The sequence below is a fragment of the Nocardiopsis rhodophaea genome (genome assembly GCF_039530945.1).
GTDB lineage: Bacteria > Actinomycetota > Actinomycetes > Streptosporangiales > Streptosporangiaceae > Nocardiopsis_C > Nocardiopsis_C rhodophaea.
Window position 1 is genome coordinate 201,415 of the sequence record NZ_BAAAPC010000011.1, and the last position, 24,477, is coordinate 225,891.

Here is a 24,477-nt window from a genome sequence, read left to right on the forward strand (position 1 = left end):
GAATGCGACCCAGACCGGTGATCGCCGCCGCACTGCTGGCCGTCGCGGCGGCGGCCTGCGGGCCGGAGGGCCCCGCGGCCGACGACGGTCCAGATGCGGTGCCGGCCTATGAGGGGCCGAGCGGGGAGGAGGTCGACGCCGGAATCGCCGAGCAGGACACGCTGCTGGCGCGGGGAGCGGTCGGCGAGGACGATTACGCCGCGGCGGTGGAGCGGATGGAGGAGTGCCTGAACACGCGGGGAATCGATCTCGACAACAACGGGTGGGATCCCGTCGACCAGCTGAGAATGGATCTGTGGTTCGACGGCAAAGGTATTCCCGACGACGCGCTTGCGGATATCAGCGACGCCTGCTTCACCGCCCACCTGGAAAAAGTGGAAGACCGGTATTCCGAGGACCACGAACCCCGCATGGCCGACGATCTCATGGCCTATACCCGCGCGTGCATGTCCGACGCCGGCGTCACCACGACGGGTGACGAGACGAACGTGGCGGACCTCGCAGCGTCCGGTGGCCCCGACCACGAGGAGACCGTCACCGACTGCGTCGTCGAGGGCGCCGGCGAGCTCTACCCGGACTCCACGGTGGTCGTGGGGTGGTGATGCGCGTTGCCCCGGGCCGCTGTCTCTCAGGCCTCCCGCAGAACCGCTTGGGCGGCGTTGAGCGTAATGATCCGGTAGGCGGCGCCGAACAGGCAGGCGTGCACCAGCAGCGGATGCAGCTGGTGCAGTGCGATCCGTCCCCGCCATCCGGCGGCCAGGGGAAACGCCTCGTTGTAGCCGTCGCGCACCCGGTCCAGGTGCGGCAGGCCGAACAGCGCGAGCATGGCAAGGTCGGCCTCGCGGTGTCCGCCGTGGGCGGCGGGGTCAACGATGACGGCGCCGTCGTCCTGCCAGAGCACGTTGCCGCTCCACAGGTCGCCGTGGATGCGCGCGGGAGGCTCGGGGGCGCCCGCCAGGTCGCCGATAGCGTCGATGGCCCGTTCGATGACACGCACATCGGACGGCGTCAGCACGCCCCGGTCGGTGGCTTGGGCGAGATAGGGCAGCAGCCGCTGCTCGGCGTAGAACTCCGGCCAGGAGTCACGCGGGGTGTTGTCCAGCGGCAGGGGGCCGATGTAGCCGTCGCGCGGCGCCCCGAAGTATTCGGCCGGTATCGCGTGCATGCCGGCGAGCTGGTGGCCGAAGCGCTCGGCGGCCTCGGGGGTGGGGGGCCGCTCCGACACCCACGGGAGCACCAGCGTGCGCTCGTCGGCGCCGAGAACCTCGGGCACCGGGGAGCCGAACGACCCGCCCAGCCACTCCAGGCCCCACGCCTCGGTGGCGAACAGCCCGCCGAACTCCCCGTCCGGGGTGCCGTCCGGCAGCGCCTTGACGAAGGCGTCGGTGCCGTCGGCGAGTTCGGCCCGGTACAGCTCCCAGGCGTGGCTCGATCCCAGCGGGGCCAGTGCCGCGACCGCGCGGCCGGTCAGCTCGGCGACGCGGTCGGCGACGGGCGGCGCCGCGCGCTCCTCAGAACGCACCGGGGGTGTCCCGCGTGTCGTCCCGGCCGCGCTCGTAGCCGGTGCGGGGGCCGAAACGGGCGACCAGTTCGCCGGTCAGCCCCTTGGCCGCCGCCTCCACCATGCTCAGCACGGTGCTGAAGCCGTCGTCGCCGCCGTAGTAGGGGTCGGGGATCTCAGGGTTGGGGCCGCCGCCGGGCGCGAACGAGCGGAACAGCATCACGCGCTCGCTGGCGTCGGCACGGTCGGGGACGAGCCGGAGCACGTCGTCGAGGTTATCCAGGTCCATCACCAGGATGAGGTCCCGCTCGGCGAACCAAGCGGGGTCGAACTTCCGCGCGATGTGTTCGGTGAGGTAGCCGTGGACGCGCAGGGTCGACGCGGCGCGGGCGTCCATGCCCGATCCGATGTGCCAGCTCCCGGTGCCGGCGCTGTCGACCCGCACGAGATGGGCGATCCCGGCGCGTTCCAGGTCGGCGGTGAGGACCTTCTCCGCCATCGGGGACCGGCAGATGTTGCCCAGGCACACGATGCAGATCCGGTAGGGCCCGGCGGGGTCACGAGGTTCCGGCAAGCTCATGGTCATTACCGTAACGGAGGTTCGACCCCCTGAACGGGACGAACGCTCCCGCGCGCGGACATTGGGCCGACGTCGACGTCTCGGGGGCGGGCCTCCCGCGCGGCTCACCCCTTGGGCAGCCGCACCACGGTGACGAAGAAGTCGTCGATCTGCCGCACGACCTGGATGAACTGGTCGAAGTCGACGGGCTTGGCCACATAAGCGTTGGCGTGCAGCCGGTAGCTGCGCAGGATGTCCTCTTCGGCCTCCGACGTGGTCAGCACCACGATCGGGATGTGCGACAGCTCCTCGTCCTTCTTGACCTCCTCCAGCACCTCGCGGCCGTCCTTCCGGGGCAGGTTGAGGTCGAGCAGGATGAGGTGCGGCCGGGGCGCGTCGGCGTACTCCCCGTCGCGGCGCAGGAACCGCAGCGCCTCGACACCGTCGGAGACCACATGGAGACGGTTGCCCACCTTGTGCTCTTCGAAGGCCTCCTTGGTCATCAGGACGTCACCGGGGTCGTCCTCGACCAGCAGCACCTCTATGGGTTGCACCAAAGTGACCTCGCTCAACGTCTCAGACCTTCTCGGAACGGTCCCCGTCGTCGCGGGGAGTGGCGTCGTCTCCCGCCTCGTCGTGGCCGGAGACCTTGGTCGCGGTGGGGTGCGACGGCTCGGTGTCGTCCGCGCTCCCCTCCTCAACAGGCAGCGACCAGCATATGCGGGTCCCCCGGTGGTCCGAATCCGTGTCGAGCCAGATGCGCCCGCCGTGGAACTCGATGATCTTCTTGCACATGGCGAGACCGATGCCGGTCCCGCCGTACTTGTCACGGGTGTGCAGGCGCTGGAAGATCACGAAGATCCGCTCGGCGTACTGCGGTTCGATGCCGATCCCGTTGTCGGAGCAGCAGAAGACCCATTCGTCCTCGCGCCGCTCACAGCTCACATACACCCGCGGCGGCTCCTCGCCGCGGAACTTCACGGCGTTGCCGACGAGGTTGAAGAACACCTGCGTCAGCAAGGTCTTGTCGCCCTCGACGGTGGGCATGTCGTCACCGGTGACGACCGCCCCGGCCTCGTCCAGACGGGTCTCCAGACTGCTCAGCGCCTCTTCGAGCGCGACGTTGAGGTCCACCTGGGTGAAGTTCTTGGTCCGTCCCACCCGGGAGAACGCGAGCAGGTCGTTGATCAGGGTCTGCATGCGCTTGGCGCCCTCGACCGCGAAGTCGATGTAGGAGTCCGCGCGTTCGTCGAGCTGGCCCCGGTAGCGGCGCTGCAGCAGCTGGCAGAAGCTGGCGACCTTGCGCAGCGGCTCCTGGAGGTCGTGCGAGGCGACATAGGCGAACTGCTCCAGCTCCAGGTTGGACCGGCGCAGCTCCTCGGTCTGGCGCTCCAGCAGCTCCGACTGCTCCTGGAGCTGGCGCCGGGCGGCGGCGACTTCGTGCAGATCGCTGACGATGCGCTCGCGCATGGCGTCGACGTCGCGGCCGACGCGTTCGATCTCCGGTGGCCCGTGCAGGGCGACGCGGTGCGCGTAGTACCCCTCCGACACTTGGGAAAGGTGCCCGGCGAGCTCGTCCAGGGGGCGCAGCACCCAGTGCTGCAGCATCACCCACAGGAAGACCGACATCACCACGACGACGAAGCCCACGAGCATCAGCAGCGCCACGACCTGCTGGGTGGCGAGAGTGAGGCCGTCGCGGGCCTGGTCGAGCTCCTGGTCGATACGGGTCTGGGCCTTGGTTCCGGCGGCGCGCAGCTCGTCGAAGCGCTCCCGGCCCAGCCGGTAGTCCTCGGCGCTGACCTCCTTGCCCTCGTGCACCTTTTCCAGGGTGGGGTCGGCGAAGTCCTCGGTCCACGCCTCCCCGGCCTCCAGCAGCTCGGTGATGTCGGCGCCGATGTCGCTGTCGTCCGAGGCGATCTGGTTCAGGAGGGGCTTGCTCTCCGTGATCGACTGCTTGCCCTGCTCGTAGGGGGCGAGGAACTCGATCTCGCCGGTGAGGGCGTACCCGCGGATCCCGTTGTCCTGGTTGAGGTAGGCGGACATGGTCTGCTGGACGGCGGTCTGCGCGGGGGTGAGCTGGTCCACCTGCCGGTTCAGCGACTCGCGGGCGTTGAACGCGGCGAAGGTGATCGTCGAAACGGAGGCGACCAGCACCACGGCGACGGACGCCAGCAGGACGGTCACGCGACGGCGCAGCGACCAGGGCCCCCCGCTACTGCCGAGGGGCGGTGCCATGGGGCTCAACGTTCGGCCCCGTGGGTGAGGAGCATCATCGCGACGTCGTCCTGGAGCGGGCCGCCGTTGTGGCGTTCGGCCTCGTCCACGAGGTGCTCGGGCAGGTCCATGATGGAGCATCCGCTCTTGAGCACGCCGTCGAGGATCCTCGACAGGCCCTGGACCTCCAGGCGCGCGGGCGGGGCGCCGTCGTAGGCGTCGACCAGGCCGTCGGTGTAGAGCATGAGCGTGGCGCCCTGCGGGAAGGAGAACTCCTCGACCTCGATCTCTGCGTCGGGGAACACGCCCAAGGGCGGGCGGGGCACGGCCGGGACCTCCTCGACCACGCCGTCCTTGATGACCAGCGGCGGCGGGTGGCCGAACAGGCGGATCCGCGCCTTCTCGCTGCGCACGTCCAGGCTGACCTGGCACAGCGTGGCGTACATCTCGTCCTGGGCCCGCTCGCTGACCAGGATCTCCTCCAGCGCCGGCAGGACGGCGTCCTCGGCCACACCGCCCATGACCAGGGCGCGCCAGGCGATACGCAGGCTCACCCCGAGCGCGGCCTCGTCGGGGCCGTGCCCGCTGACGTCGCCGATGATGACGTGCGTGGTGCCGTCCTTCTGCACGGCGTCGAAGAAGTCACCGCCGACCAGGGCGCGCTTGCGTCCGGGGCGGTAGAAGGAGCGGTGGCTCAGCGGCGAGTCGTCCAGCAGCACCTGGGGCAGCAGGCCGCGCTCCAGCCGCATGTTCTCGCGGGCGTGGAGTTCGGCCTCGCGCAGCTGGCGGGCGTTTTCGTCGGCGCGCTGGCGTTCGACGGAGTAGCGCAGGCTCCGCGCCAGGAGGGAGCCGTCGACCTGGCCCTTGACCAGGTAGTCCTGGGCGCCGGCCGCGACCGCCGCGATGCCCTCGTGCTCGTCGTTGAGGCCGGTGAGGACGACGACGGCCGCTGATTCGGCGGTGGTGAGCACCTCGCGCAGCAGATCCATTCCGCCGGCATCGGGCAGGTTGAGGTCGAGGAGCACACAACCGCGGAAGTCGTCGAGGTGCTCGCGCGCCTTACCGAGTGTGTCGACCCAGGTGATGCGGGCGTCCAGCGCGGTATCGGCGAGCAGCTCTTCGACCAGGAACGCGTCCTGCGCGTCGTCCTCGATCAACAGGATGTCGACCGATTCGACGGCGGCCGATGCGCGGCCGGTCCCCGCCGGCCCCGCGGAATCGGGATCTACCATGGTCACGGGCTCGTGTCCTGTTTTCCTTGTATCCACACATCGCCTCTACGTCGACCGGTCTTCCCCCGGCACCATCGTCGTGCTCCACCCGGACTCTGAGGGTCCCTCCCACCCCCCGGACCGGGATCGCGGGGCATCGGCCCCTTTGACTCTCCGAGACGGTGACCGCCGGCTCAGCGAGGCCCGATGATCCTTTGCGGCAGTCAAACGATAATCGCCCGGCCCTTTTCGTCGCCAGCGAGATTGCACGAGAGACATCCAACGCTCTGACCGGCTGGGCTAGCGCACACTGCACCCTGGTGCACCGCCAGGATACCGGCCCGGCCGCGCCATCGAACTGGGCATCATCCCAGAGTGTTTTTTCGACACAGTGTCACCAACCACTTGACAGCGGCCCATATCTTGCTGACATCATGTCATAAACAGTCCATATCGGACAGACAACAGGGAGCAAGGCGTGGACACCCACCAGCGCGCGGCGGCGACGGAACCGACCCCCCAGTCCCCCGAATTCTCAGAATCCTCATCGGCCCCAGCCCCCTTCTCCGCCGAGCTGAAGGCCGCGACCTGGTCGCATCATGAGGAGGCCGAGGCGCACGGATTCACCCAGGCGCTCCTGGACGGCACACTCTCCCGCGACGGGTACGCGGCGATGGTCGCCCAGCACTACTTCGCCTACGTCGCGCTGGAGGAGGTCGGCCGCGCCCTGGCCGACGACCCCGTCGCCGGGCGCGTCGTGTTCCCCGAGCTCTTCCGCGTCCCGGCGCTGCAGCGGGACCTCGCCGCCCTCTACGGGCCCGACTGGCGCGACCGCATCGTCCCCTCCGCACCCACGCGCACGTACGTGGCGCGCATCGAGCAGATGGCCGACGAGCCGGGCGGCTACATCGCGCACCACTACACCCGCTACATCGGCGACCTCTCCGGCGGCCAGTTCATCCGCAAGATCGCGATGCGCAGCTACGGCCTCAGCGACGCGGCGGGGGTGGCGTTCTACGTCTTCGACGAGCTGCACAGCCTGCCCCGGTTCAAGGACACCTACCGGTCCCGGCTCGACGCCCTCGACCTGGACGAGGCGGCCCGGTGCCGGATCGTGCGCGAGACCCAGCTGGCCTACCAGCTCAACGTGGAGGTCCTCGCCGACCTCGGCCGCGATCACGCCCCTGGGGCGGCGGCCTGAATCATGTCACCATAGGGCCATGCCCAAGATCTCCGCTCCGACGATCGCCGCCCACCGCGCCCAGACCCGCGAGCGCATCCTGGAGGCGGTGGCCACCCTCACGCGCACCCAGGGGATCGACGGCATCTCCATGACCGACGTCGCCGCCGAGGCGGGCATCACGCGTACGGCCCTGTACAACTACTTTCCGGACAAGGCGTCCCTGCTGCTCGCCTTCACCGAGCAGGTCACCCACGGCTTCGTCGACCGCTACGCCCAGGAACTGCCCAGCGACGCCTCGGCGGCCGAACGGCTCTCGGCGTTCATCCGCTTCCAGCTGGAGGGGATCGCCGAGCACCCGCATCCGGCCGCCGCCGAGCTGGGCGCCAGCCTGGGCCCCGACGCCTACCAGGCGCTGGCCGACCACGTCGCGCCCATGCAGCGGCTGCTCGTGAAGATCCTGAGCGACGGAACCGAGGGCGGGGAGTTCGCGGACTTCCCCGTGGAGACCACCGCTCGGCTGGTGCTGGCGATGATCGGCGCGCAGCGCGTGCCGCTGGTGCGCGACGAGACCAGCATCGCCGAGGCGCATGTCCTGGTGTCGGCGTTCACCCTGCGGGCGCTGGGCGTCGAGGAGGACAAGGTGCAGCGGTGTGTGTCGGCCGCCCCGAGGGACACTACCGAGAGTGAAGATTGATGCGGTCCGTGGCCACCCCGTGTCATTGAGGAACGGCCGTAACCGGCCGTATCCGAACCCGCCCCTCCCGGCCGACCGCCGCGTGCGGGAGAATCGGCCACCGTTGGTGTCCGCCCTCGTCCCGCAAAGGCCACCGAGACGTGTCCCTCGTGCTCATCCTGGCTGGTGCCGCCCTGGTCTGCATCGCCATGTTCAACCGTGTACCGCGTCTGGTCCCCGCCGACGTCGGCGAACCGCGCATGGCCGAACGGAGCGGCCGTGTGGCCGCCCCTCCGCGCCGCCCCCGCTCCGATCAGCGGCGCCTGCGTCTGGCGTTCGTCCCCGCCCGCCTTACCGAGACCGGCCGCGCCCTGCTCACCACGGTGGGCGGCAGCGTGCTGATCGTGGCCTTCTTCCTCGCCCTCTCCGGCGCGTGACCCGTTGATCTCGGCGATATCGACCGAATTCCCGTTGAAATTCGGTCGATATCGCCGAGATCAACGGAGCTACCGGCGACTCAGCGCAGACGCCGCAGCAGCATACGGGCGGCGGCCGTCGACGCCGCCACGCCGGCCAGCGCGGCCGAGGCCGCCAGCGCCTCCCGGGTCACCGCGCGGCGCCGCGCGTCCTGCGCGGCCAGACCGCGTTCAACCGAGCCGAACCGGCCCCCGCACAGGCCGGGGTCGAGCTCCAACGGCCGCCAGCGGCTCGGCCACGACGCCAGCGGCCGGGACGCGCCCTCGCGGACGGCGGACAGCCGCAGACCGCGCGCCACCGGCGTGCGCGGCTTCAGCCGGACCGGTGCTCCGCTCCCTGCCTCGGCCAGCCCCTTGGGCTCGGGGCCGACGTAGCGGAGTTCGCCGGGCGCGTTGTACAGCAGCTCGGCCAGCAGCTGGGCGCAAGCACGGGCGTCGCCGAGCGCCGTGTGCTGCCCGCTGGGCCAGTGGCCGGTGAGGGTGTGGCTGGCCCGCGGCAGGGCGTAGCGTTCCAAATCGACCTGGGAGCGCAGGGTGCGCAGGGTGCACAGGCCCGGCAGGTCGGCGGGGAGCCCGGCCGGGACGAACTCGGCGGCCAGGAAGGCCCCCTCGAAGTCGAGCTTGTGTCCGACGACCACGGCGCCGGAGAACAGTTCGGCGAGGGTGCCGACGAGGTCGGCGGCCTGCGGCGCGCCGATGACGTCGCTCGCCCCGATGCTGTGGAACTCCTGGCCGGTGACCGGAACGCCGGGGTTGACGAGCGTGTTGAGCTCGCGCGTCACCGTTCCGTCGCCGCGCATCCGCACCACCGCGATCTCGCAGACCCGCGCTCCCTGCGCCGGGTCGAGGCCGGTGGTCTCCACGTCGACCACGGCGTAGTCGAGCTCCTTGGCTCCGCAGCCCGCCGACCGGCTCCGGGTGAGGGCGCCCCTGCGGAATGCCCGCGAACCGGCGCGGCCTTCGTCGGGCACGTCGACCATCCCCTGTCTGCTCGTCTTGGTGATACCGACCCGTTGGACTGCGATCCGGAGGCTGCCAGTGTCGCGTCGATCTAGGTCAGGGCCCGACCTTACGGCACCCACGGGATGAGAGTGGCCCGTGTGCGCGTTTATCCTCAGGCTGGCCCCCCGCCACATCATCCGATGTAGGACCGACCACCCCTGTGTCGAGACCCTCGACGACACCCACTGGCGCCAGGAGACCCCATGCCCGCAACGCAGCAGTCCGTCTACGCCCCGCTCGCCGAGATCGTCCGGTCGGGGCTCCGCGAGGGTGTGCACTTCGGCACGGTCGTCGGGCTCACGGCCTCCGGCGAGGTCGCCTACGCGCGCGGTGACATCCAGGCTGCCATGTTCCCCCGTTCCTCTGCCAAACCGCTCCAGGCGCTGGCGTCTCTGCGCGCCGGAGCACCGATCGTCGGCGCGCAGATCGCGATCGCCGCTGGCAGCCACAACGGTGAGCAGATCCACACCGCCATCGCCGAGAAGATGCTCGCCGAGTCCGGCCTGACGCCTGACGCGCTGCGCTGCCCCACCGACTGGCCGATGGGGACGCAGGCCCGCAAGGAACTGCTGATCGCCGGCGGCGAGCCGACCCGCCTGCACATGAACTGCTCCGGCAAGCACGCCGCCATGCTCGGGGCCTGTGTCGCACGGGGGTGGGACACCGCGACCTACCTCGCCCCCGACCACCCCGTGCAGCGGATGGTCCGCGAGGCCCTGGAGGAGAAGTGCGGCGAGCCGATCGCGCACACCGCGGTCGACGGCTGCGGAGCGCCGCAGCTGGCCGTCTCCCTGGTCGGGCTGGCCCGGGGCATCCAGGCGATGGTCCAGGCGCCCGAAGACAGCCACGAGGCCGCGGTCGTGCGGGCGATGCGCGCGTTCCCTGAGTACGTTGCGGGCGAGGGCCGCGACGACACCACGCTGATGCGGCGCGTTCCAGGGCTGGTCTCCAAGATCGGCGCCGAGGGCGTCATCGTGATGGCCGCCCCCGACGGCGCGACCGTCGCGGTGAAGATGAGCGACGGCGACCCCAAAGCGCGCTCGCGCACCATGGTGGGGCTGACCGCGCTGCGCGCGCTCGGTGTCGACATCACCCCGGTGGAGGACATGCTCTCCGCCCCCGTCCTCGGTGGCGGGGAGCCGGTGGGCGAAATCCGCCCGATCGCCGCGTAGGGTCCGTTCCCTCCCGCCGCGCGGGAATCCCCTTGGTGCGCCGCTCGTTGGGCATTCACGAGGCCTCCGGCGCAAAAACCCGCGCGGGGAGGGTCGGTGCACGAGGGAAAGGGCGGAACGCACAGTTATGCGCGACATCGTCATCGCCGGGGCGGGGATCGCCGGGCTGCACACGGCGGAGGCGCTGCGCGACGCCGGGTTCGACGGCACGGTCACACTCATCGGCGACGAAGTCCACCGCCCCTACTCCCGTCCACCGCTGTCCAAGGAAGTCCTCACCGGGAAGGGCACGCCCAAGAGCCTGCCCCTGCGCGAGGAGGCGGCGATCGACGCCCTCGAACTGGACCTGCGGCTCGGGCGCCGGGCCGAACGCCTGCTCGCCGAGGAGAAGGCGGTCCTGCTCGACGACGGCACCCGGGTGGACTACGACGGCCTCGTCATCGCGACGGGGGCGCGCGCCCGCCGCCCCCGCACCGACCTGGCGGGAGTGCACACGCTGCGCACGCTGGAGGACGCCGAGGCGGTGCGCGCCGCGTTCGCACAGCCCGGAGGGCACCTCGTGGTCGTCGGTGCCGGGTTTATCGGCTCCGAGGTGGCGGCCAGCGCGCGGGCGTGCGGCTGGGAGGTGACGCTGGTCGAGGCGGCGCCCACGCCGCTGACCCGGGTGATCGACCCACGGGTCGGCACGGTCCTGACCGACCTGCACCGGGACAACGGGGTGGACGTACGACTGGGCGTCGGCGTCACCGGGTTCGAGGGCAAGGGCCGGGTGGAGCGGGTACTGCTGGCCGACGGCAGCGCGATCGAGGCGTCGCTGGTCGTGGTCGGGCTCGGGGTGGAGCTGAACACCGACTGGCTCGCGGGGTCGGGGGTCAAGCTGGACGAGGGCGGCGCGGTACTGTGCGACGCCCAGGTCGCGACCACCGTGCCGGATGTGTACGCGGTCGGCGACCTGGCGAGCTGGACATACCCGCGCTACGGCGGCCGGGTCCGCCTGGAGCACTGGACCAACGCCGGGGAGCAGGCGGTGGTGGCCGCGCACAATCTGCTCGCTGGGGAGGGGGGCACCGGCCGGCGCGACTACACCCCGGTGCCCTATTTCTGGTCCGACCAGTACGGGATGAAAATCCAGCTGCTCGGCCAGGCCGCGCCGGCCGACACCGTGGAGTTCGTGCACGGATCGCCCGAGGACCGCAAGTTCGTGGCGTTCCTCGGACGGTCCGGCATGCTTATCGGCGTCCTGGGGCTGCGCTCCACGCCGAAGACCATGCGCTACCGCAGGCTTGTGGAGGAACCGACGGCGTGGGACGACGCCCTGGCGGCGGCCGGGTTCAGTCCTCGACGCTGATGGCCTGCTTGGGGCACATCCGCACGCATTCCTCCACTTTGTCGCGGAGTTCTTCGGGCGGTTCCTCCTGCAGGATGTAGAGGAAGTCGTCGTCGCGAACCTCGAACACCTCGGGCAGGATCCCCATGCAGACCGCGTTGCTCTCGCAACGGTCGAAGTCCACCTTCACCCGCATGTGGCGCTCCTCACTTACTCGCGTTTTCCTCCGAGCTTAGCCGCGCGCCCCGCGGGCGATCGCGCCCCGCCCACCCCTATGCGTCGGGCCGCGCTCCCGCCCCCTCCGTTGATCTCCAAGAGATCGGGAGCTCCGGGGCGACGCTGACCCCCTGGCGCCCGGGACCAACGGAGGGGCGGGAACGTCTGTGGTGGGACGTCAGTCGGCGTCGGCGAATCGGTCGGTCGCCTCGATGAGGTGGTGCAGGATGCCGGGCTCGCTGAAGGCGTGTCCGGCGTCGTCCACGATCGTGAACTCCGCTTCCGGCCAGGCCTTGTGCAGTTCGTAGGCGGTGCGGGCGGGCGTGCACACGTCGTAGCGGCCCTGGACGATGACGCCGGGGATCTCGCGCAGGCGCTTGGCGTTGGCGATGAGCTGGTCCGGGGTGAAGAAGCCGCCGTGCACGAAGTAGTGGTTCTCGATCCGGGCGAACGCCAGCGCGTACTCGGGGTCGGCGTGCTGGGCGCGGATGTCGGGGTCGGGCACCAGGGTGACCGTGGAGCCCTCCCACATGCTCCAGGCGCGGGCCGCGGCCAGCCGCACGTCGGGATCGGTCGAGTTGAGCCGCTTGGAGTAGGCGCCGATGAGGTCGTCGCGCTCGTCCGGGGGGATCTGCTCCAGGTAGGTCTCCCACAGCTCCGGGAAGAGGTGGGAGGCGCCCTCCTGGTAGAACCAGCGCAGTTCGTCGTTGCGCAGCGTGAAGATGCCGCGCAGGATCAGCTCACTGACCCGGTGCGGGTGCTCCTCGGCATAGGCGAGGGCGAGGGCGCTGCCCCAGGAGCCGCCGAAGACCTGCCACTTCTCCACGCCGATCATGCGGCGCAGCCGCTCCATGTCCCTGACCAGCGCCTGGGTGGTGTTGGTCTTGAGGTCGACGTCCATCCCGCTGGCGTGCGGCACGCTCCGGCCGCAGTTGCGCTGGTCGAACAGGAGGATGCGGTACTTCTCCGGGTCGAAGAGGCGCCGGTGCGTCGGCCCGCACCCGCCGCCGGGGCCACCGTGCAGGAAGACCACGGGCTTACCCGTGGGGTTCCCGCACAGCTCCCAGTAGATCCGGTTCCCGTCACCGACATCGAGCATGCCGGTCTCGTAGGGATCGATCGGCGGGTACAGCGTGCGCATCGGGCATGCACCTTCCGTGCAGACGTGGAGGGCCGTGTCTAACAGAATTTTGAAAGCAGAGGACGGGGCTCGGCCGGTGAGCGGCCGAAGGGGACGACGACCCGCGGCACCGGCGGCCATCGACCCAATCCTAGACAGGATCGCACTTCCCGTTGATCTTGAGCGGGTCGACTCGGGCATGGGGCATTCGTCCGGGTATGGTGACCAGAGTCACAGTGACGACGTGGAGGTCCGCCCATGTCCAGTCCGGCAACCCGCGAGTTCCGCTCCGCCCGCGACTTCCTGCTCGACCACCGCGAGGACCAACTTCTGGCCCACCGGGAGTTCCGCTGGCCCCGGCCCGAGCACTTCAACTGGGCGCTGGACCACTTCGACGTCGCGGCCGCGGAGCACCCCGACCGGATCGCGCTGTGGATCGTCGAGGAGGACGGCACCGAGACGAAGCAGACCTACGCCGAGCTCGCGCGGCGCTCGGGCCAGGTCGCCAACTGGCTGCACGCCCAGGGCGTGCATCGCGGCGACCGCATCCTGATCATGCTCGGCAATCAGGTGGAGCTGTGGGAGGCGACCCTGGCCGCCATGCGGCTGGGCGCGGTCGTCATCCCGGCGACCACGCTGCTCTCCACGGCCGACCTCGCCGACCGCATCGAGCGGGGCGGGGTCGCCCACGTCATCGCCAACGCAGTGGACACCCCCAAGTTCGAGGGCCTCGGCGGGCACTGGACCCGCATCGCGGTCGGGATCATGGAAGGCTGGCTCGACTACACCGACACGCAGCACGCCGGGCTGGACTTCGTGCCCGACGGCCCCACCTCCGCCGACGACCCGCTGCTGCTGTACTTCACGTCGGGCACCACCTCCCAGCCCAAGCTGGTGCTGCACACCCACCTGTCCTATCCGGTGGGGCACCTGTCCACCATGTTCTGGGTGGGGATCCGTCCCGGCGACGTGCACCTGAACATCTCCTCACCGGGCTGGGCCAAGCACGCCTACAGCAGCATCTTCGCGCCGTGGAACGCCCAGGCGACGGTGCTGGTGGTGAACCAGTCCAAGTTCAACCCCTCCTACCTGCTGAGCCAGATAGCGCACTGCGGCGTCGACACGTTCTGCGCCCCGCCCACGGTGTGGCGGATGCTGATCCAGGCCGACCTTGGGGCGTGGAACGTCCCCATGCGCGAGGTGGTGGCGGCGGGTGAGCCGCTCAACCCCGAGGTCATCGAGCAGGTGCGGCGCGCCTGGGGGTTGACCGTGCGCGACGGGTTCGGGCAGACGGAGACGACCGTGCAGATCGGCAACGGCCCCGGCCAGGAGATCCGGCCCGGGTCCATGGGCCGCCCCATGCCGGGGTTCACGATCGCGCTGGAGGACCCCGTCACCGGGGAGGTGGGCGACCAGGGCGAAATCTGCCTCGACCTGGCCGACGACCCCGTCGGGCTGATGGCCGGTTACCACGACAACGAGGAGCGCACCAAGCAGGTGATGCGCCACGGCCGCTACCACACCGGTGATGTCGCCAGCCGCGACGCCGACGGCTACATCACCTACATCGGGCGGGGCGACGACGTCTTCAAGGCCTCCGACTACCGCATCTCCCCCTTCGAGCTGGAGAGCGTACTCATCGAGCACGAGGCCGTGGCCGAGGCGGCCGTCGTGCCGTCCCCCGACCCGGTGCGGCTGGCCGTACCCAAGGCGTACGTCACCCTCACGGAGGGCAGGGCCGCGGACCCCGAGACCGCGCGCGACATCCTCCGCTACGCGCGGGAGAACCTCGCCCCCTTCAAGCGGGTGCGGCGCCTGGAGTTCGCCGAGCTGCCCAAGACGGTCTCCGGCAAGATCCGTCGGGTGGAGCTGCGCGCGGCCGAGGAGCGGCGCGGCACCGGCCGCGGTTCCCGCAACGAGTACGAGTATTGGGAAGAGGACTTCCCGGGGCTCAAGGACGAGGAAGAATGAGCGTGGACGGCACCGACGAGGCCGGCAACGCTGTGAGACGGCTCCCCGGCCGGCCCGGATGCGGCGCGGGGCCGCGGTCGTTGTTTCCGCGGTCGTGACCGGCCCCGCCCCGCGATCAGTGTCGATGAGCCCCACCACAATCGAGGGGCGTCGGAAGCCGCGCCGGTCCCGTCGCGTTAGTGTTGCCGGAGGCCACGTGGGGATGAGGGATAGAGGAACGGCATGCCGAACACCAACGACACCAGGGTCGAAAGCTACCTTCCCCTGGTCGCGCCACAGGACGTTTTGGCCGAGCTGCCGATGGGCCCCGAGCGCAGCGCCCTCGTCGAGGACGCCCGCGCTGAGGTCAAGGGGATCATCGACGGCACCGACGACCGGCTGCTGGTGATCGTCGGGCCGTGTTCGGTTCACGACCCCGAGGCCGCGCTCGACTACGCCCACCGCCTCAAGGGCCTCATCCCGTCGCTCAGCAGCGAGCTGTGCGTGGTGATGCGCGTCTACTTCGAGAAACCGCGCACCACGCTCGGCTGGAAGGGCCTGATCAACGACCCGGGCCTGGACGAGACCTATGACGTGCACCGCGGGCTGCGCGCCGCCCGCAAGTTGCTGCTCGACATCGGCTCGCTGGGGGTCCCCTCCGGCACCGAGTTCCTCGACCCGATCACCCCGCAGTACATCGCCGACGCCGTCGCGTGGGGCGCCATTGGCGCCCGCACCACCGAGAGCCAGGTGCACCGCCAGCTCAGCAGCGGCCTGAGCATGCCGGTCGGCTTCAAGAACGGCACCGACGGCGACGTGCAGGTCGCGGTGGACGCCTGCGGCGCTGCCGCCGCCTCGCACACCTTCTTCGGTGTCGACCCCAGCGGCGCCGGGTCGGTCGTGGTGACCCAAGGTAACCCCGACTGCCACGTGATCCTGCGCGGCGGGCGTTCCGGCCCCAATTACGACGCGCAAAGCGTCGGTGCGGCGCTCGATGTCATCGAGGGGTCGGGCCTGCCCCGCCGCGTCATGATCGACGCGAGCCACGCCAACAGCAGCAAGGACCACACCCGCCAGCCGGGTGTCGCCAACGCCATCGGCGACCAGATCGCCGCGGGTGAGAAGGGCATCGTCGGCGTGATGCTGGAGAGCAACCTCATCGAGGGCGCGCAGAAGCTCAACGACCCGGCCGACCTCACCTACGGCCAGTCCATCACCGACAAGTGCATGGGCTGGGAGACCACCGAGGGTGTCCTCAGCGGACTGGCCGAGGCCGTCCGCAACCGCCGCAAGGCCTGACATCCGACCATCTCCGGTGTGCCGGGAGAATCGCCATGATCACCGGGAGAATAGGGTGCCCGCACGTCCAGTGTTGCCGCGTTTTCTTGCGATGGTCATGGCGGCAGGCCTCGACTCTGTCCGTTCTGTCTGGCCAAACGCCGTCATTATCGGCGACAGGGCTGCGGACAGCGCTTTCCCACCCCGCGGGACCGCCCAGCACACCCACGGCCCGGCCCCGTGGTGATCACGGCTTCTGTCGCGGCAACACGGACGGAGTCCAGGGCATTCGCCCTGATCTTCAACGGAGGAGGGCGGGGGGACGGGCGCCCTTGGGGCTCGTTATCGCCGCTGCTAGGCTGACCGGTAGTCGCTGACCCCGTACGGGAGAGTGCCCCCGCATCCAGCGCGGGCCGCCGAAGGAGCAATTCCTCCCCGAAGACAACCTCTCAGGCGCACAGGACCGTACGGGCGAGACCACTCTGGAAAGCAGGAGCTCACCGCTCCTCGCCGAAGGTGCAAGCCACGCCGCGCGCGGGCGAAGCTCTCAGGCACCGATGACAGAGGGGGAGGATGGCAACGCCTTTGCAGATTCGACGTCCATCCTCTCGGGAGTGCCCATGACGGAGCCTACGAGCGCCCCCCGCCCCACACCGCTGCACGCGGTCCACGAGCGGCTGGGTGCCACCCTGGTCGACTTCGCCGGGTGGCTGATGCCGCTGCGCTACGGCAGCGAGACCGCCGAGCACAAGGCGGTGCGCGAGCACGCCGGCCTGTTCGACCTGTCCCACATGGGGGAAATCAGCGTCACCGGCCCGCAGGCCGCCGCGTTCCTCGACTACGCGCTGGTCGGGCACCTCTCCAAGGTCAAGGTCGGCCGCGCCCGCTACACGATGATCACCGCGGCGGACGGCGGGGTGCTGGACGACCTGATCGTCTACCGGCTCGGCGAGGAGGAGTACCTTGTCGTCGCCAACGCCGCCAACCACGACACCGTCGTGGCCGCGCTCACCGAGCGCGTCGCGGGGTTCGACGCCCGGGTGGAGGACCAGTCCGCCGAGTACGCTCTCATCGCGCTGCAGGGCCCGGAGGCCGTGCGGATCCTGGGCCCCCTCACCGACGCCGACCTCTCCGGGATCAAGTACTACGCGGGCTACGCCCACACCGTGGCGGGATACCCCGTCCTGCTGGCCCGCACCGGCTACACCGGTGAGGACGGCTTCGAGATCTTCCTCCGGCCGGGCTCCGACGCCCCCGCCGTCTGGGACGCGCTGCTCGCCGCCGGAGAACCCTACGGCCTGACCCCGGCCGGACTGTCCGCGCGCGACACGCTCCGCTTGGAGGCGGGGATGCCGCTGTACGGCAACGAGCTCAGCGCCGAACTCACGCCCTTCGACGCCGGCCAGGGCCGCGTGGTCAAGTTCGAGAAGGACAGCGATTTCGTGGGCCGCGCCGCCCTGGCCAAGGCCGCCGAGACCGAGCGCACGCGTCGCCTGGTCGGCCTCATCGGCCGCGGCCGCCGCCCCCTGCGCAACGGTCAGGAGGTCCTGCGGGAGGGAACGCCGGTGGGGTCCATCACCAGTGGCGCCCCCTCCCCTACGCTGGGCAAGCCGATCGCGATGGCCTACGTCGACGGCGACCTCGACATCACGTCCGGTGAGTTCACCGTGGACGTGCGGGGCCGCGCGGAGGCGGTCGACGTGGTCGAGCTGCCCTTCTACAAGCGGGACCGCTGATGTAGCTGGCCTCATGGGGGCCAGAGCGCGAGCCGCGGTGCGGGCCGCGTCGGCGACCCGGCAGAATCTCTGTCAGGGCCGATGACGAGCCGCATGGTGCAGGACACGACCGCGCGGACGTGTCGCGCGGTGCCGGATAACGAATGATCTCCTGGGGAGTTGAATTGAGCGTTCCCGCTGAGCTGAACTACACGAAAGAGCACGAGTGGGTGGCCATCGCCGATGGTGTCGCCACCATCGGCATCACGGCCTTCGCCACCGAGGCGCTGGGAGACATCGTTTTCGTCGACCCGCCGGAGACCGGGACCACGGTGGAGGCCGGTGACACCTGTGGCGAGGTCGAGTCGACCAAGTCCGTCAGCGACATCTACGCGCCGGTGAACGGCGAGGTCGTCGACGTCAACCAGGCCGCGGTGGAGAACCCCGAGATCATCGGCGAAGACCCTTACGGCCGCGGTTGGCTTTTCAAGGTGGAACTCTCCGAAGACCCGGCCGACCTGCTGACCCCCGAGCAGTACACCCAGGTCACCGAAGGCGAGGTCTGATCACATGACCGAGACGCGCAACATGCTCGACCAGACACTGGAGCAGTTCGACCCCGAGGTCGCGGCGGCCGTCAACGACGAGCTCGCCCGCCAGCGCGACACGCTGGAGATGATCGCCTCCGAGAACTTCGCGCCGCAGGCAGTGCTGGAGGCCCAGGGGACGGTCCTCACCAACAAGTACGCCGAGGGCTACCCCGGCCGCCGCTACTACGGCGGCTGCGAGCACGTCGACGTCGTCGAGCAGCTCGCGATCGACCGCGCCAAGGCGCTGTTCGGCGCCGAACACGCCAACGTGCAGCCGCACTCGGGCGCCCAGGCGAACACAGCGGTGTACTTCGCGCTGCTCAAGCCGGGCGACACGATCCTGGGCCTGGACCTTGCGCACGGCGGACACCTGACCCACGGGATGCGGCTCAACTACTCCGGCAAGATCCTCAACGCCGTCGCCTACCACGTGCGCGACGAGGACGGCACCGTCGACTACGACGAGGTCGAGAAGCTGGCCAAGGAGCACCAGCCGAAGATGATCGTGGCCGGGTGGTCGGCCTACCCGCGGCAGCTGGACTTCGCGCGGTTCCGCGAGATCGCCGACGAGGTCGGCGCGATCCTCTTCGTCGACATGGCGCACTTCGCCGGGCTGGTGGCGGCCGGGCTGCACCCCAACCCGGTGCCCTACGCCGACGTCGTCACCACGACCACGCACAAGACGCTCGGCGGCCCCCGCGGCGGGCTCATCCTCGCCAAGGAGGAGCTGGGCAAGAAGATCAACTCCGCGGTGTTCCCCGGCATGCAGGGCGGTCCGCTGGAGCACGTGATCGCGGCGAAGGCGGTCGCGCTGAAGATGGCGGCGGGCGAGGAGTTCGCCGACCGCCAGCGGCGCACCCAGGCCGGTGCGCGGATCCTCGCCGAGCGCCTCACGCAGCCCGACGCCGTCGAGGCCGGGGTGCGGGTGCTCACCGGCGGCACCGATGTCCACCTGGTGCTGGTGGACCTGGTGAACTCCGAGCTCAACGGCCGTGAGGCGGAGGACCGCCTGCACGAGATCGGCATCACGGTCAACCGCAACGCGGTGCCCAACGACCCGCGCCCGCCGATGGTCACCTCCGGGCTGCGCGTCGGTACGCCGGCGCTGGCCACCCGGGGCTTCGACGAGACGGACTTCGCCGAGGTCGCCGACATCCTCGCCGAGGCGCTCAAGCCGGAGTACGACGCGGCCGCCCTGCGCGACCGCGTGGTCGCCCTCGCGCGCAAGCACCCGCTCTACCCGGGCCTGTAGCGGGACATCTCCGCCACCCCGGCGCGCGGGTTCGGGGCGTGCGGCGCATCGCCGCCGCACGACCTCATACCTCGTCATCAGACAGCCGGGCCGTGCGCCGTCGCACCGAGTTCGGCGCAGGGCCCGGCTGTCGGCGTTTTACACGGCCGGTGCCCCGCAACCGCTTCCGACTATCGCACCCTGTACTCAACGAGGAGGGCAGGAACCATGGCTATCAGCGTTTTCGACCTTTTCAAGATCGGTATCGGCCCCTCCAGCTCGCACACGGTCGGCCCGATGAAGGCGGCCCGCACGTTCGTCACGGGCCTGGCCGACACCGGCCTGCTCGACCGGGTGGCCACGGTGCGGGCCGAGCTGTACGGCTCGCTCGCGCTCACCGGCAAGGGGCACGGCAGCGACACCGCGGTCATCCTCGGGCTGCTCGGGGAGACCCCGGAGGACGTCGACGTCGACGCGGTACCGGAGCTGCTGAGCCGGGTTCGCACCACCCGGCTCCTCGCGCTGGGCGGACACCGGGAGATCACCTTCGACCCGGCCGTACACGTCGACTTCCGGCGCAAGGAGAGCCTGCCGGGTCATCCCAACGGCATGCGGTTCGCGGCCTTCGACGCCGAGGGCGCTGAGCTCCGCTCGCGGGTCTACTACTCGGTGGGCGGCGGTTTCGTCGTCGACGAGGAAGCCGCCGGGGCCGACCGCATCAAGCCGGACGACACCCCGCTCCCCTACCCGTTCGCCACGGCCGCGGAGCTACTCGGGCTGTGCCGCGAGACGGGTATGTCGATCAGCTCCATCATGCTCGCCAACGAGCAGGCGTTCGGCCGCACGCGCCAGCAGATCCACGACGAGCTGCTGGAGATCTGGCACGTGATGCGCCAGTGCGTCCGCCGCGGCGTCACCACCGAGGGCACCCTCCCCGGCGGCCTCAAGGTCCCCCGCCGCGCCCACCGCCTCTACCGCCAGCTGGGCGGCTCGTGCGACGCGACCGGCCTCCTCAAGCCGGACCGGACCGACCTCAGCGACCCGATGCGCGGCAGCGACTGGATCACCCTCTACGCGCTGGCCGTGAACGAGGAGAACGCGGCGGGCGGCCGCGTGGTGACCGCCCCGACCAACGGCGCGGCCGGGATCGTCCCCGCGGTGCTGCACTACTACACCCACTTCACCGACGGCGCCAACGACGACGGCGTCGTCCGCTTCCTGCTCACAGCGGGCGCCATCGGCATCCTCTTCAAGGAGAACGCCTCCATCTCCGGCGCCGAGGTCGGCTGCCAGGGCGAGGTCGGCTCCGCCTCCTCCATGGCGGCGGGCGGCCTCGCCGAAGCCCTGGGCGCCACGCCCGCCCAGGTGGAGAACGCCGCCGAGATCGCCATGGAACACAACCTCGGCCTGACCTGCGACCCGATCGGCGGCCTGGTGCAGGTCCCCTGCATCGAGCGCAACGCCCTGGCCTCGGTCAAGGCCATCAGCGCCACGCGCATCGCCCTCCGGGGCGACGGCAGCCACTTCGTCTCCCTGGACAAGGTCATCAAGACCATGAGAGACACCGGCCGCGACATGCACGACAAGTACAAGGAGACCAGCCGCGGGGGTTTGGCCGTCAACGTCATCGAGTGCTGACGAGCTTCAGGGCACCAAGTGGAAGGGGCACAGGGCCGCAGCGATGGCTTCGATGTCGTCGAGCGCTCCTGTGTTCACGTCGAGGACGAACTGCTCCGCTCGGTCCTCATCAAGCGGGGACACCAGTGGAGCACCATTGATACCGAGGAAGACCGCAGTACAGTTCCCGGCCGCGCGTTTGTTGCCATCAACGAACGTGTGATTCCGCGCCAAGGAGTGCATCAGCGCTGCGGCCTTCTCGAAGAGTCCCGGATGGTGCTCGACACCGAACGAAGAGGACTGCGGTCGGTGCACCGCGCTCTCCAGCAAACCGTAGTCGCGGACGGTGGCCTGGCCTTGGTTGTTCTGGCGGAGGATCAGGCTGGTGTTCAACTCCCCCCGGCAGCTCGCCTGCACCGCGATCTCCGGGCAGCAGAGTGGGACCTGGGGCAGCATTGCTGCATGCCCATGAAGAGGACGAACATCTACGTCGATCCGGAGGACCTCGCCCTTGTCAGAGAAGCCGCACGCCGTCGTGGTGTCCCGGCGGCGGAGGTCATCCGCGAAGGCATCCGTCTAGCGGCCATGTCGAACCGTGATTGGGACCAGCCACTTGATTGGCCCACGTTCGACGGTAGCGGTGAGAACGCGTCCAGTGCCGGGGTCACGGCAGCAGTCGCCGAGGGCGCGCACGTCGAGACCCCGCACGACCGGTGTGAATCGGGCGGGGTCCCTGGTCGGGCGTAACGCGTGTCGGTCAGTGGTGGGTGAGGTGCGGCCGGGTGCCGGCGCCGGGAACTTGGTCGGCGGGCCCCGACTTCATTGCTTCGACGAACTGCGCGAGTTGCTGCTCGGGCAGGGCGCGGGCGAGGTCGGACTCGCTGATGATGCCGGTCAGCTGGTGGTCGCGGATGACCGGGACCCGCTTGATGCGGTGCTCGATCATGCCCTGGAGGACCTCGCTGATCTCCGCCTCCTCGTCCACCCAGAACGGAGTTCCCTGGGCCAGGTCGGCGGCGGTCGTGGTGCGGCAGTCACGGCCTTCGGCCACACAGCGGAGTACGATGTCGCGGTCGGTGATGATGCCCTTGAGGCGCTTGTCCGAACCGCAGATGGGGAGCGCCCCCACCCCCATGTCGCGCATCATCCGGGCGGCGACGTCCAATGTCTCGCCCTCGTCGATGCACTGAGCGTTCTGATGCATGATGTCTGCAGCGGTCGTCATGGATTCCCCCTGAAAGTCGACGTCCCGCCCCAGAAATGGGCTTACCCCGGCCGCACGATCACGACACCCGGCCTCGTGGCGGGCGTGGACGCGTCGGTGAGCTTCCCTCGTGGTGAACTTCTCGACGTCGTCCTCGACGAGCAGCACCACGTAGGCGTCGTCATTGGCGACCTGGGGGTGGTGGTCAGGATTTCAGGCCGGGCGAGTCACACACGTTGTCGATGCGGTTGTAGAGGAAGCCGTGCGGGCACTGGAAGAGCACCGGGATGTTCTTCACGCACGGGTGCAGTGCCTTCTCCTCATACGGGTCGGGGAAAGTGAGCCGCCCATACTTGATCCCACGGGCGATCGAGCACTCGTTGAAGAGCTCCGCGTGGGCCGGGAGCACGATGGCCACCGACAGCAGGCTGCCCAGGAGTACGGCACCGCAGACCGCGGCGAGGCGGCGGGGTGTGGAGTACACGAGAGCCATCTCTTTCTGTCAGGTATTAACTACTGAGAGTTATATTGCCAGATAGAGGCCGACTCTGCAGCGGTTTAGCGCCGGAGTGTAGGTGAGGGCCGGGAGAAAAAAGGCGAGAGGCGGGACGAGTGCCGCGCCATGTCATCCGCGCGCGGTCAGCTGGTGGTCGGGGCCGTCGTGGGCTCGAAGTGTTCCCGCAGCACGCTCTCACGCCGTTCGTCGCTCGACAGGGGGCAGATGGCGCACTTGGCGCCACCGAAGCGGTAGTAGAAGCAGCAGCCGCCGCGCACCATGAACATCCGCTCCGGGCGGTGCTCCGGCTGCCCGGCCAGGACGAGCGGGAAGGGGCGCTGCTTGGGAGTGACGCGGGCACGATCGGCGTTGATCCACTCCACCATGCGCCGGGCCCGTTCCCACGCGGTCCGCTGGTCAGCGCCGATCTCGTAGGACGCCCCAATGAGCGCGGCGTGCGGCGCGTCGGCCACCATGCTCCACTGCGCCCGGGTCCCGTAGCGCGTGTGGGCGCGCACGGCGTCGATCACCGGCTCCAGAGCGGCCACTGCCGCGCCCATGAACCACGCGTCCAGCGCATCCTCATCGCTGACGCACACGGCGCCGGGGCGGCGCGCCATCGGGTCGCCGTCGACCACGGCCACCGCGCCCTGGCGCAGCGCGAGCCGGTCGAGCCGGCCCGTCTCCGGGTCGTGCCGCACCCAGGTCCGCTGTGGGGCGAGGTCCGGAGCGCGCCCGGTCAGGTACGCCGCCACACAGGCGAAGGCGAGCACCTGGCGCGCGGCGTCGGAGGCGAGGAAGGCCGCGGCCGACGTGGTGTACCCCGCACAGGAGCGCTCCAGCAGGAGGGCGATGAGTTCGGGGACCCGGTCGGGCATTCGGTCGAGTCGTGTCCACTCCCCACCCGAGGGGGCAGGGTCGGTGGCCCCCAGGAGGTCCACATCGATGTAGAGCTCGCGTGCGTTGATCCAGCGAGCGACGCCGACCAGCGGATGGCAGCTCTGCACAGGCACTCCCGATCGATCGGACACGGAATAGCGAATGGATTCGTAGGTTAGCCTAGCCTCACCTTCCCCTGTTGTGCACGTCGGCCCCACCCGTATCGGGCGCCATCGCGCATTTCCCGGCGAACAGGGGGAACTAAGACACGGGCTCGGATACGGTGACAGCACGCCACGTCAAGCTGATGGGAGAACACGTGGGCAAGCGCCTGGTGCTGTGGGATATCGACAAGACCCTGCTCGACGTCGACGGAGTCGGCTTCGAGATCTTCTCGGCCGCGTTCGCCGAGTACAGCGGCCTGACCGAGCACCAGGAGACGCGTGGCGCCGGGCGTACCGAGTGGCGCTGGTTCCACGACACCCTGCTGGCCAACAGCGTGGACCCCGCCGACGACGGCTTCGCCCGCTTCCTGGACGTGCAGGACCGCCTCTTCGCCGCGCGGACGGCCGACCTGGTCGAGCGCGGCCGAGTCCTCGCCGGAGCCGAACGCGTCCTGCGCCACTGCGCCGGTGACAGCGACATCGTCTCTTCCCTGCTGACCGGCAACACGCGGCGCAACGCCGAGCGCAAGCTCGCGGCGTTCGGCCTCGACGACCTTGTGGACTTCTCGCTAGGTCCTGTCTGGAGTTTGATCATGAGTGTGGTGCGATGCTGCGGAGCCAGAGCATCGCACCACACAGGTGGAGTCCGGCCTCGTAGCTCTGCGGGGTCTTGTCGAAGCGGGTCGCTATGCCGCG

General features: G+C 69.9%; 26 protein-coding genes and 1 riboswitch. Of the genes, 14 read left to right on the forward strand and 12 right to left on the reverse strand.

Annotated elements, in window-relative coordinates; genetic code table 11:
• Positions 1-2: 2 nt before the first annotated feature.
• Positions 3-602 carry a hypothetical protein gene (locus ABD259_RS14385; RefSeq protein ID WP_344162846.1) on the forward strand — a complete coding sequence of 200 codons (600 nt, stop codon included), beginning with the start codon at positions 3-5 and terminating at the stop codon, positions 600-602.
• Between the two features lie 26 nt (positions 603-628).
• On the opposite strand, the gene ABD259_RS14390 is transcribed toward ABD259_RS14385, so the two are convergent.
• From ABD259_RS14390 to ABD259_RS14410, 5 genes are all read right to left on the reverse strand, one after another.
• Complete coding sequence (locus ABD259_RS14390) at positions 629-1,522, reverse strand: fructosamine kinase family protein (protein ID WP_425573523.1); 894 nt, start codon at positions 1,520-1,522, stop codon at positions 629-631.
• Positions 1,512-2,081 carry a low molecular weight protein-tyrosine-phosphatase gene (locus ABD259_RS14395; RefSeq protein WP_344101364.1) on the reverse strand — a complete coding sequence of 190 codons (570 nt, stop codon included), beginning with the start codon at positions 2,079-2,081 and terminating at the stop codon, positions 1,512-1,514. Before ABD259_RS14395 ends, ABD259_RS14390 begins: the two co-directional genes overlap by 11 nt.
• A gap of 104 nt (positions 2,082-2,185) precedes the next feature.
• On the reverse strand, positions 2,186-2,599 hold the full coding sequence (locus tag ABD259_RS14400) for a response regulator (protein ID WP_344101786.1): 414 nt from the start codon (positions 2,597-2,599) through the stop codon (positions 2,186-2,188).
• Between the two features lie 37 nt (positions 2,600-2,636).
• On the reverse strand, positions 2,637-4,298 hold the full coding sequence (locus ABD259_RS14405) for an ATP-binding protein (RefSeq protein WP_344162849.1): 1,662 nt from the start codon (positions 4,296-4,298) through the stop codon (positions 2,637-2,639).
• Positions 4,299-4,303: 5 nt separating this feature from the next.
• Positions 4,304-5,509 carry a PP2C family protein-serine/threonine phosphatase gene (locus ABD259_RS14410; protein WP_412759364.1) on the reverse strand — a complete coding sequence of 402 codons (1,206 nt, stop codon included), beginning with the start codon at positions 5,507-5,509 and terminating at the stop codon, positions 4,304-4,306.
• 457 nt (positions 5,510-5,966) lie between these two features.
• Here ABD259_RS14410 and ABD259_RS14415 point away from each other — a divergent pair, with 457 nt between their 5' ends.
• From ABD259_RS14415 to ABD259_RS14425, 3 genes are all read left to right on the forward strand, one after another.
• A complete protein-coding gene (locus ABD259_RS14415) occupies positions 5,967-6,689 on the forward strand; it encodes a biliverdin-producing heme oxygenase (RefSeq protein WP_344162852.1) in 723 nt (240 codons plus the stop codon).
• A gap of 19 nt (positions 6,690-6,708) precedes the next feature.
• On the forward strand, positions 6,709-7,365 hold the full coding sequence (locus tag ABD259_RS14420; RefSeq protein WP_344101372.1) for a TetR/AcrR family transcriptional regulator: 657 nt from the start codon (positions 6,709-6,711) through the stop codon (positions 7,363-7,365).
• A 140-nt stretch (positions 7,366-7,505) separates the two neighbouring features.
• The gene (locus ABD259_RS14425) at positions 7,506-7,781 is read left to right on the forward strand and encodes a hypothetical protein (RefSeq protein WP_344101374.1); all 276 of its coding nucleotides are present in this window, start codon (positions 7,506-7,508) and stop codon (positions 7,779-7,781) included.
• An 80-nt stretch (positions 7,782-7,861) separates the two neighbouring features.
• On the opposite strand, the gene ABD259_RS14430 is transcribed toward ABD259_RS14425, so the two are convergent.
• The gene (locus ABD259_RS14430) at positions 7,862-8,800 is read right to left on the reverse strand and encodes a 3'-5' exonuclease (RefSeq protein WP_344101376.1); all 939 of its coding nucleotides are present in this window, start codon (positions 8,798-8,800) and stop codon (positions 7,862-7,864) included.
• 225 nt (positions 8,801-9,025) lie between these two features.
• On the opposite strand from ABD259_RS14430, the gene ABD259_RS14435 reads away from it, so the two are divergent.
• Together ABD259_RS14435 and ABD259_RS14440 are read left to right on the forward strand one after the other, a co-directional pair.
• Positions 9,026-9,994, forward strand: a complete 969-nt coding sequence (locus tag ABD259_RS14435; protein WP_344101378.1) for an asparaginase — start codon at positions 9,026-9,028, stop codon at positions 9,992-9,994.
• 127 nt (positions 9,995-10,121) lie between these two features.
• A complete protein-coding gene (locus ABD259_RS14440) occupies positions 10,122-11,342 on the forward strand; it encodes an NAD(P)/FAD-dependent oxidoreductase (protein WP_344162855.1) in 1,221 nt (406 codons plus the stop codon).
• On the opposite strand, the gene ABD259_RS14445 is transcribed toward ABD259_RS14440, so the two are convergent.
• Complete coding sequence (locus ABD259_RS14445) at positions 11,326-11,517, reverse strand: ferredoxin (protein WP_026125531.1); 192 nt, start codon at positions 11,515-11,517, stop codon at positions 11,326-11,328. The two genes, ABD259_RS14440 and ABD259_RS14445, sit on opposite strands and share 17 nt — an antisense overlap.
• A 198-nt stretch (positions 11,518-11,715) precedes the next feature.
• A complete protein-coding gene (gene pip / locus ABD259_RS14450) occupies positions 11,716-12,678 on the reverse strand; it encodes a prolyl aminopeptidase (protein ID WP_344162857.1) in 963 nt (320 codons plus the stop codon).
• A gap of 237 nt (positions 12,679-12,915) precedes the next feature.
• Between pip and ABD259_RS14455 the strand changes: the two genes are divergently transcribed.
• The 6 genes from ABD259_RS14455 to ABD259_RS14480 all read left to right on the forward strand — a co-directional run bounded on the left by ABD259_RS14455 (position 12,916) and on the right by ABD259_RS14480 (position 21,059).
• Positions 12,916-14,628, forward strand: coding sequence for an AMP-binding protein (locus ABD259_RS14455; RefSeq protein ID WP_344162858.1), 1,713 nt, complete (start codon positions 12,916-12,918; stop codon positions 14,626-14,628).
• A gap of 222 nt (positions 14,629-14,850) precedes the next feature.
• Entirely contained in the window at positions 14,851-15,906 is a 1,056-nt protein-coding gene (locus ABD259_RS14460) for a 3-deoxy-7-phosphoheptulonate synthase (RefSeq protein ID WP_344101387.1), read from the forward strand.
• 353 nt (positions 15,907-16,259) lie between these two features.
• A riboswitch (glycine riboswitch) is annotated at positions 16,260-16,361 on the forward strand.
• 144 nt (positions 16,362-16,505) lie between these two features.
• Complete coding sequence (gene gcvT, locus ABD259_RS14465; RefSeq protein WP_344101389.1) at positions 16,506-17,621, forward strand: glycine cleavage system aminomethyltransferase GcvT; 1,116 nt, start codon at positions 16,506-16,508, stop codon at positions 17,619-17,621.
• Positions 17,622-17,785: 164 nt separating this feature from the next.
• Positions 17,786-18,166, forward strand: coding sequence for a glycine cleavage system protein GcvH (gene gcvH, locus ABD259_RS14470; RefSeq protein WP_344101391.1), 381 nt, complete (start codon positions 17,786-17,788; stop codon positions 18,164-18,166).
• Between the two features lie 4 nt (positions 18,167-18,170).
• Positions 18,171-19,442 (forward strand): serine hydroxymethyltransferase, encoded by a 1,272-nt coding sequence (locus ABD259_RS14475; RefSeq protein WP_344162861.1) that lies wholly within the window; start codon positions 18,171-18,173, stop codon positions 19,440-19,442.
• Positions 19,443-19,649: 207 nt separating this feature from the next.
• A complete protein-coding gene (locus ABD259_RS14480) occupies positions 19,650-21,059 on the forward strand; it encodes an L-serine ammonia-lyase (RefSeq protein WP_344101395.1) in 1,410 nt (469 codons plus the stop codon).
• Between the two features lie 6 nt (positions 21,060-21,065).
• On the opposite strand, the gene ABD259_RS14485 is transcribed toward ABD259_RS14480, so the two are convergent.
• Complete coding sequence (locus ABD259_RS14485; protein WP_344101397.1) at positions 21,066-21,494, reverse strand: type II toxin-antitoxin system death-on-curing family toxin; 429 nt, start codon at positions 21,492-21,494, stop codon at positions 21,066-21,068.
• A gap of 6 nt (positions 21,495-21,500) precedes the next feature.
• On the opposite strand from ABD259_RS14485, the gene ABD259_RS14490 reads away from it, so the two are divergent.
• Entirely contained in the window at positions 21,501-21,785 is a 285-nt protein-coding gene (locus ABD259_RS14490; RefSeq protein WP_344101399.1) for a ribbon-helix-helix domain-containing protein, read from the forward strand.
• 10 nt (positions 21,786-21,795) lie between these two features.
• Here ABD259_RS14490 and ABD259_RS14495 read toward each other — a convergent pair whose 3' ends face one another.
• The 3 genes from ABD259_RS14495 to ABD259_RS14505 form a co-directional block, all read right to left on the reverse strand.
• Positions 21,796-22,263, reverse strand: a complete 468-nt coding sequence (locus tag ABD259_RS14495) for a CBS domain-containing protein (protein WP_344101401.1) — start codon at positions 22,261-22,263, stop codon at positions 21,796-21,798.
• Between the two features lie 184 nt (positions 22,264-22,447).
• Positions 22,448-22,726, reverse strand: coding sequence for a carbohydrate-binding module family 14 protein (locus ABD259_RS14500; RefSeq protein ID WP_344101403.1), 279 nt, complete (start codon positions 22,724-22,726; stop codon positions 22,448-22,450).
• A gap of 155 nt (positions 22,727-22,881) precedes the next feature.
• On the reverse strand, positions 22,882-23,751 hold the full coding sequence (locus ABD259_RS14505) for an IucA/IucC family C-terminal-domain containing protein (protein ID WP_344101405.1): 870 nt from the start codon (positions 23,749-23,751) through the stop codon (positions 22,882-22,884).
• A gap of 149 nt (positions 23,752-23,900) precedes the next feature.
• Here ABD259_RS14505 and ABD259_RS14510 point away from each other — a divergent pair.
• Positions 23,901-24,477, forward strand: a 577-nt coding sequence (locus tag ABD259_RS14510) for an HAD family hydrolase (RefSeq protein ID WP_344162864.1), incomplete at its 3' end; no start/stop codon positions are given.

Coding starts and splice junctions, on each gene's coding strand:
- gcvT (WP_344101389.1), top strand. CDS start 16,506: ATGACGGAGCCTACGAGCGCCCCCCGCCCCACACCGCTGCACGCGGTC.
- ABD259_RS14460 (WP_344101387.1), top strand. CDS start 14,851: ATGCCGAACACCAACGACACCAGGGTCGAAAGCTACCTTCCCCTGGTC.
- ABD259_RS14405 (WP_344162849.1), bottom strand. CDS start 4,298: ATGGCACCGCCCCTCGGCAGTAGCGGGGGGCCCTGGTCGCTGCGCCGT.
- ABD259_RS14410 (WP_412759364.1), bottom strand. CDS start 5,509: ATGGTAGATCCCGATTCCGCGGGGCCGGCGGGGACCGGCCGCGCATCG.
- ABD259_RS14435 (WP_344101378.1), top strand. CDS start 9,026: ATGCCCGCAACGCAGCAGTCCGTCTACGCCCCGCTCGCCGAGATCGTC.
- ABD259_RS14475 (WP_344162861.1), top strand. CDS start 18,171: ATGACCGAGACGCGCAACATGCTCGACCAGACACTGGAGCAGTTCGAC.
- ABD259_RS14490 (WP_344101399.1), top strand. CDS start 21,501: ATGCCCATGAAGAGGACGAACATCTACGTCGATCCGGAGGACCTCGCC.
- ABD259_RS14430 (WP_344101376.1), bottom strand. CDS start 8,800: ATGGTCGACGTGCCCGACGAAGGCCGCGCCGGTTCGCGGGCATTCCGC.
- ABD259_RS14445 (WP_026125531.1), bottom strand. CDS start 11,517: ATGCGGGTGAAGGTGGACTTCGACCGTTGCGAGAGCAACGCGGTCTGC.
- ABD259_RS14495 (WP_344101401.1), bottom strand. CDS start 22,263: ATGACGACCGCTGCAGACATCATGCATCAGAACGCTCAGTGCATCGAC.
- ABD259_RS14395 (WP_344101364.1), bottom strand. CDS start 2,081: ATGAGCTTGCCGGAACCTCGTGACCCCGCCGGGCCCTACCGGATCTGC.
- ABD259_RS14455 (WP_344162858.1), top strand. CDS start 12,916: ATGTCCAGTCCGGCAACCCGCGAGTTCCGCTCCGCCCGCGACTTCCTG.
- ABD259_RS14385 (WP_344162846.1), top strand. CDS start 3: ATGCGACCCAGACCGGTGATCGCCGCCGCACTGCTGGCCGTCGCGGCG.
- ABD259_RS14420 (WP_344101372.1), top strand. CDS start 6,709: ATGCCCAAGATCTCCGCTCCGACGATCGCCGCCCACCGCGCCCAGACC.
- ABD259_RS14440 (WP_344162855.1), top strand. CDS start 10,122: ATGCGCGACATCGTCATCGCCGGGGCGGGGATCGCCGGGCTGCACACG.
- ABD259_RS14480 (WP_344101395.1), top strand. CDS start 19,650: ATGGCTATCAGCGTTTTCGACCTTTTCAAGATCGGTATCGGCCCCTCC.
- ABD259_RS14485 (WP_344101397.1), bottom strand. CDS start 21,494: ATGCTGCCCCAGGTCCCACTCTGCTGCCCGGAGATCGCGGTGCAGGCG.
- pip (WP_344162857.1), bottom strand. CDS start 12,678: ATGCGCACGCTGTACCCGCCGATCGATCCCTACGAGACCGGCATGCTC.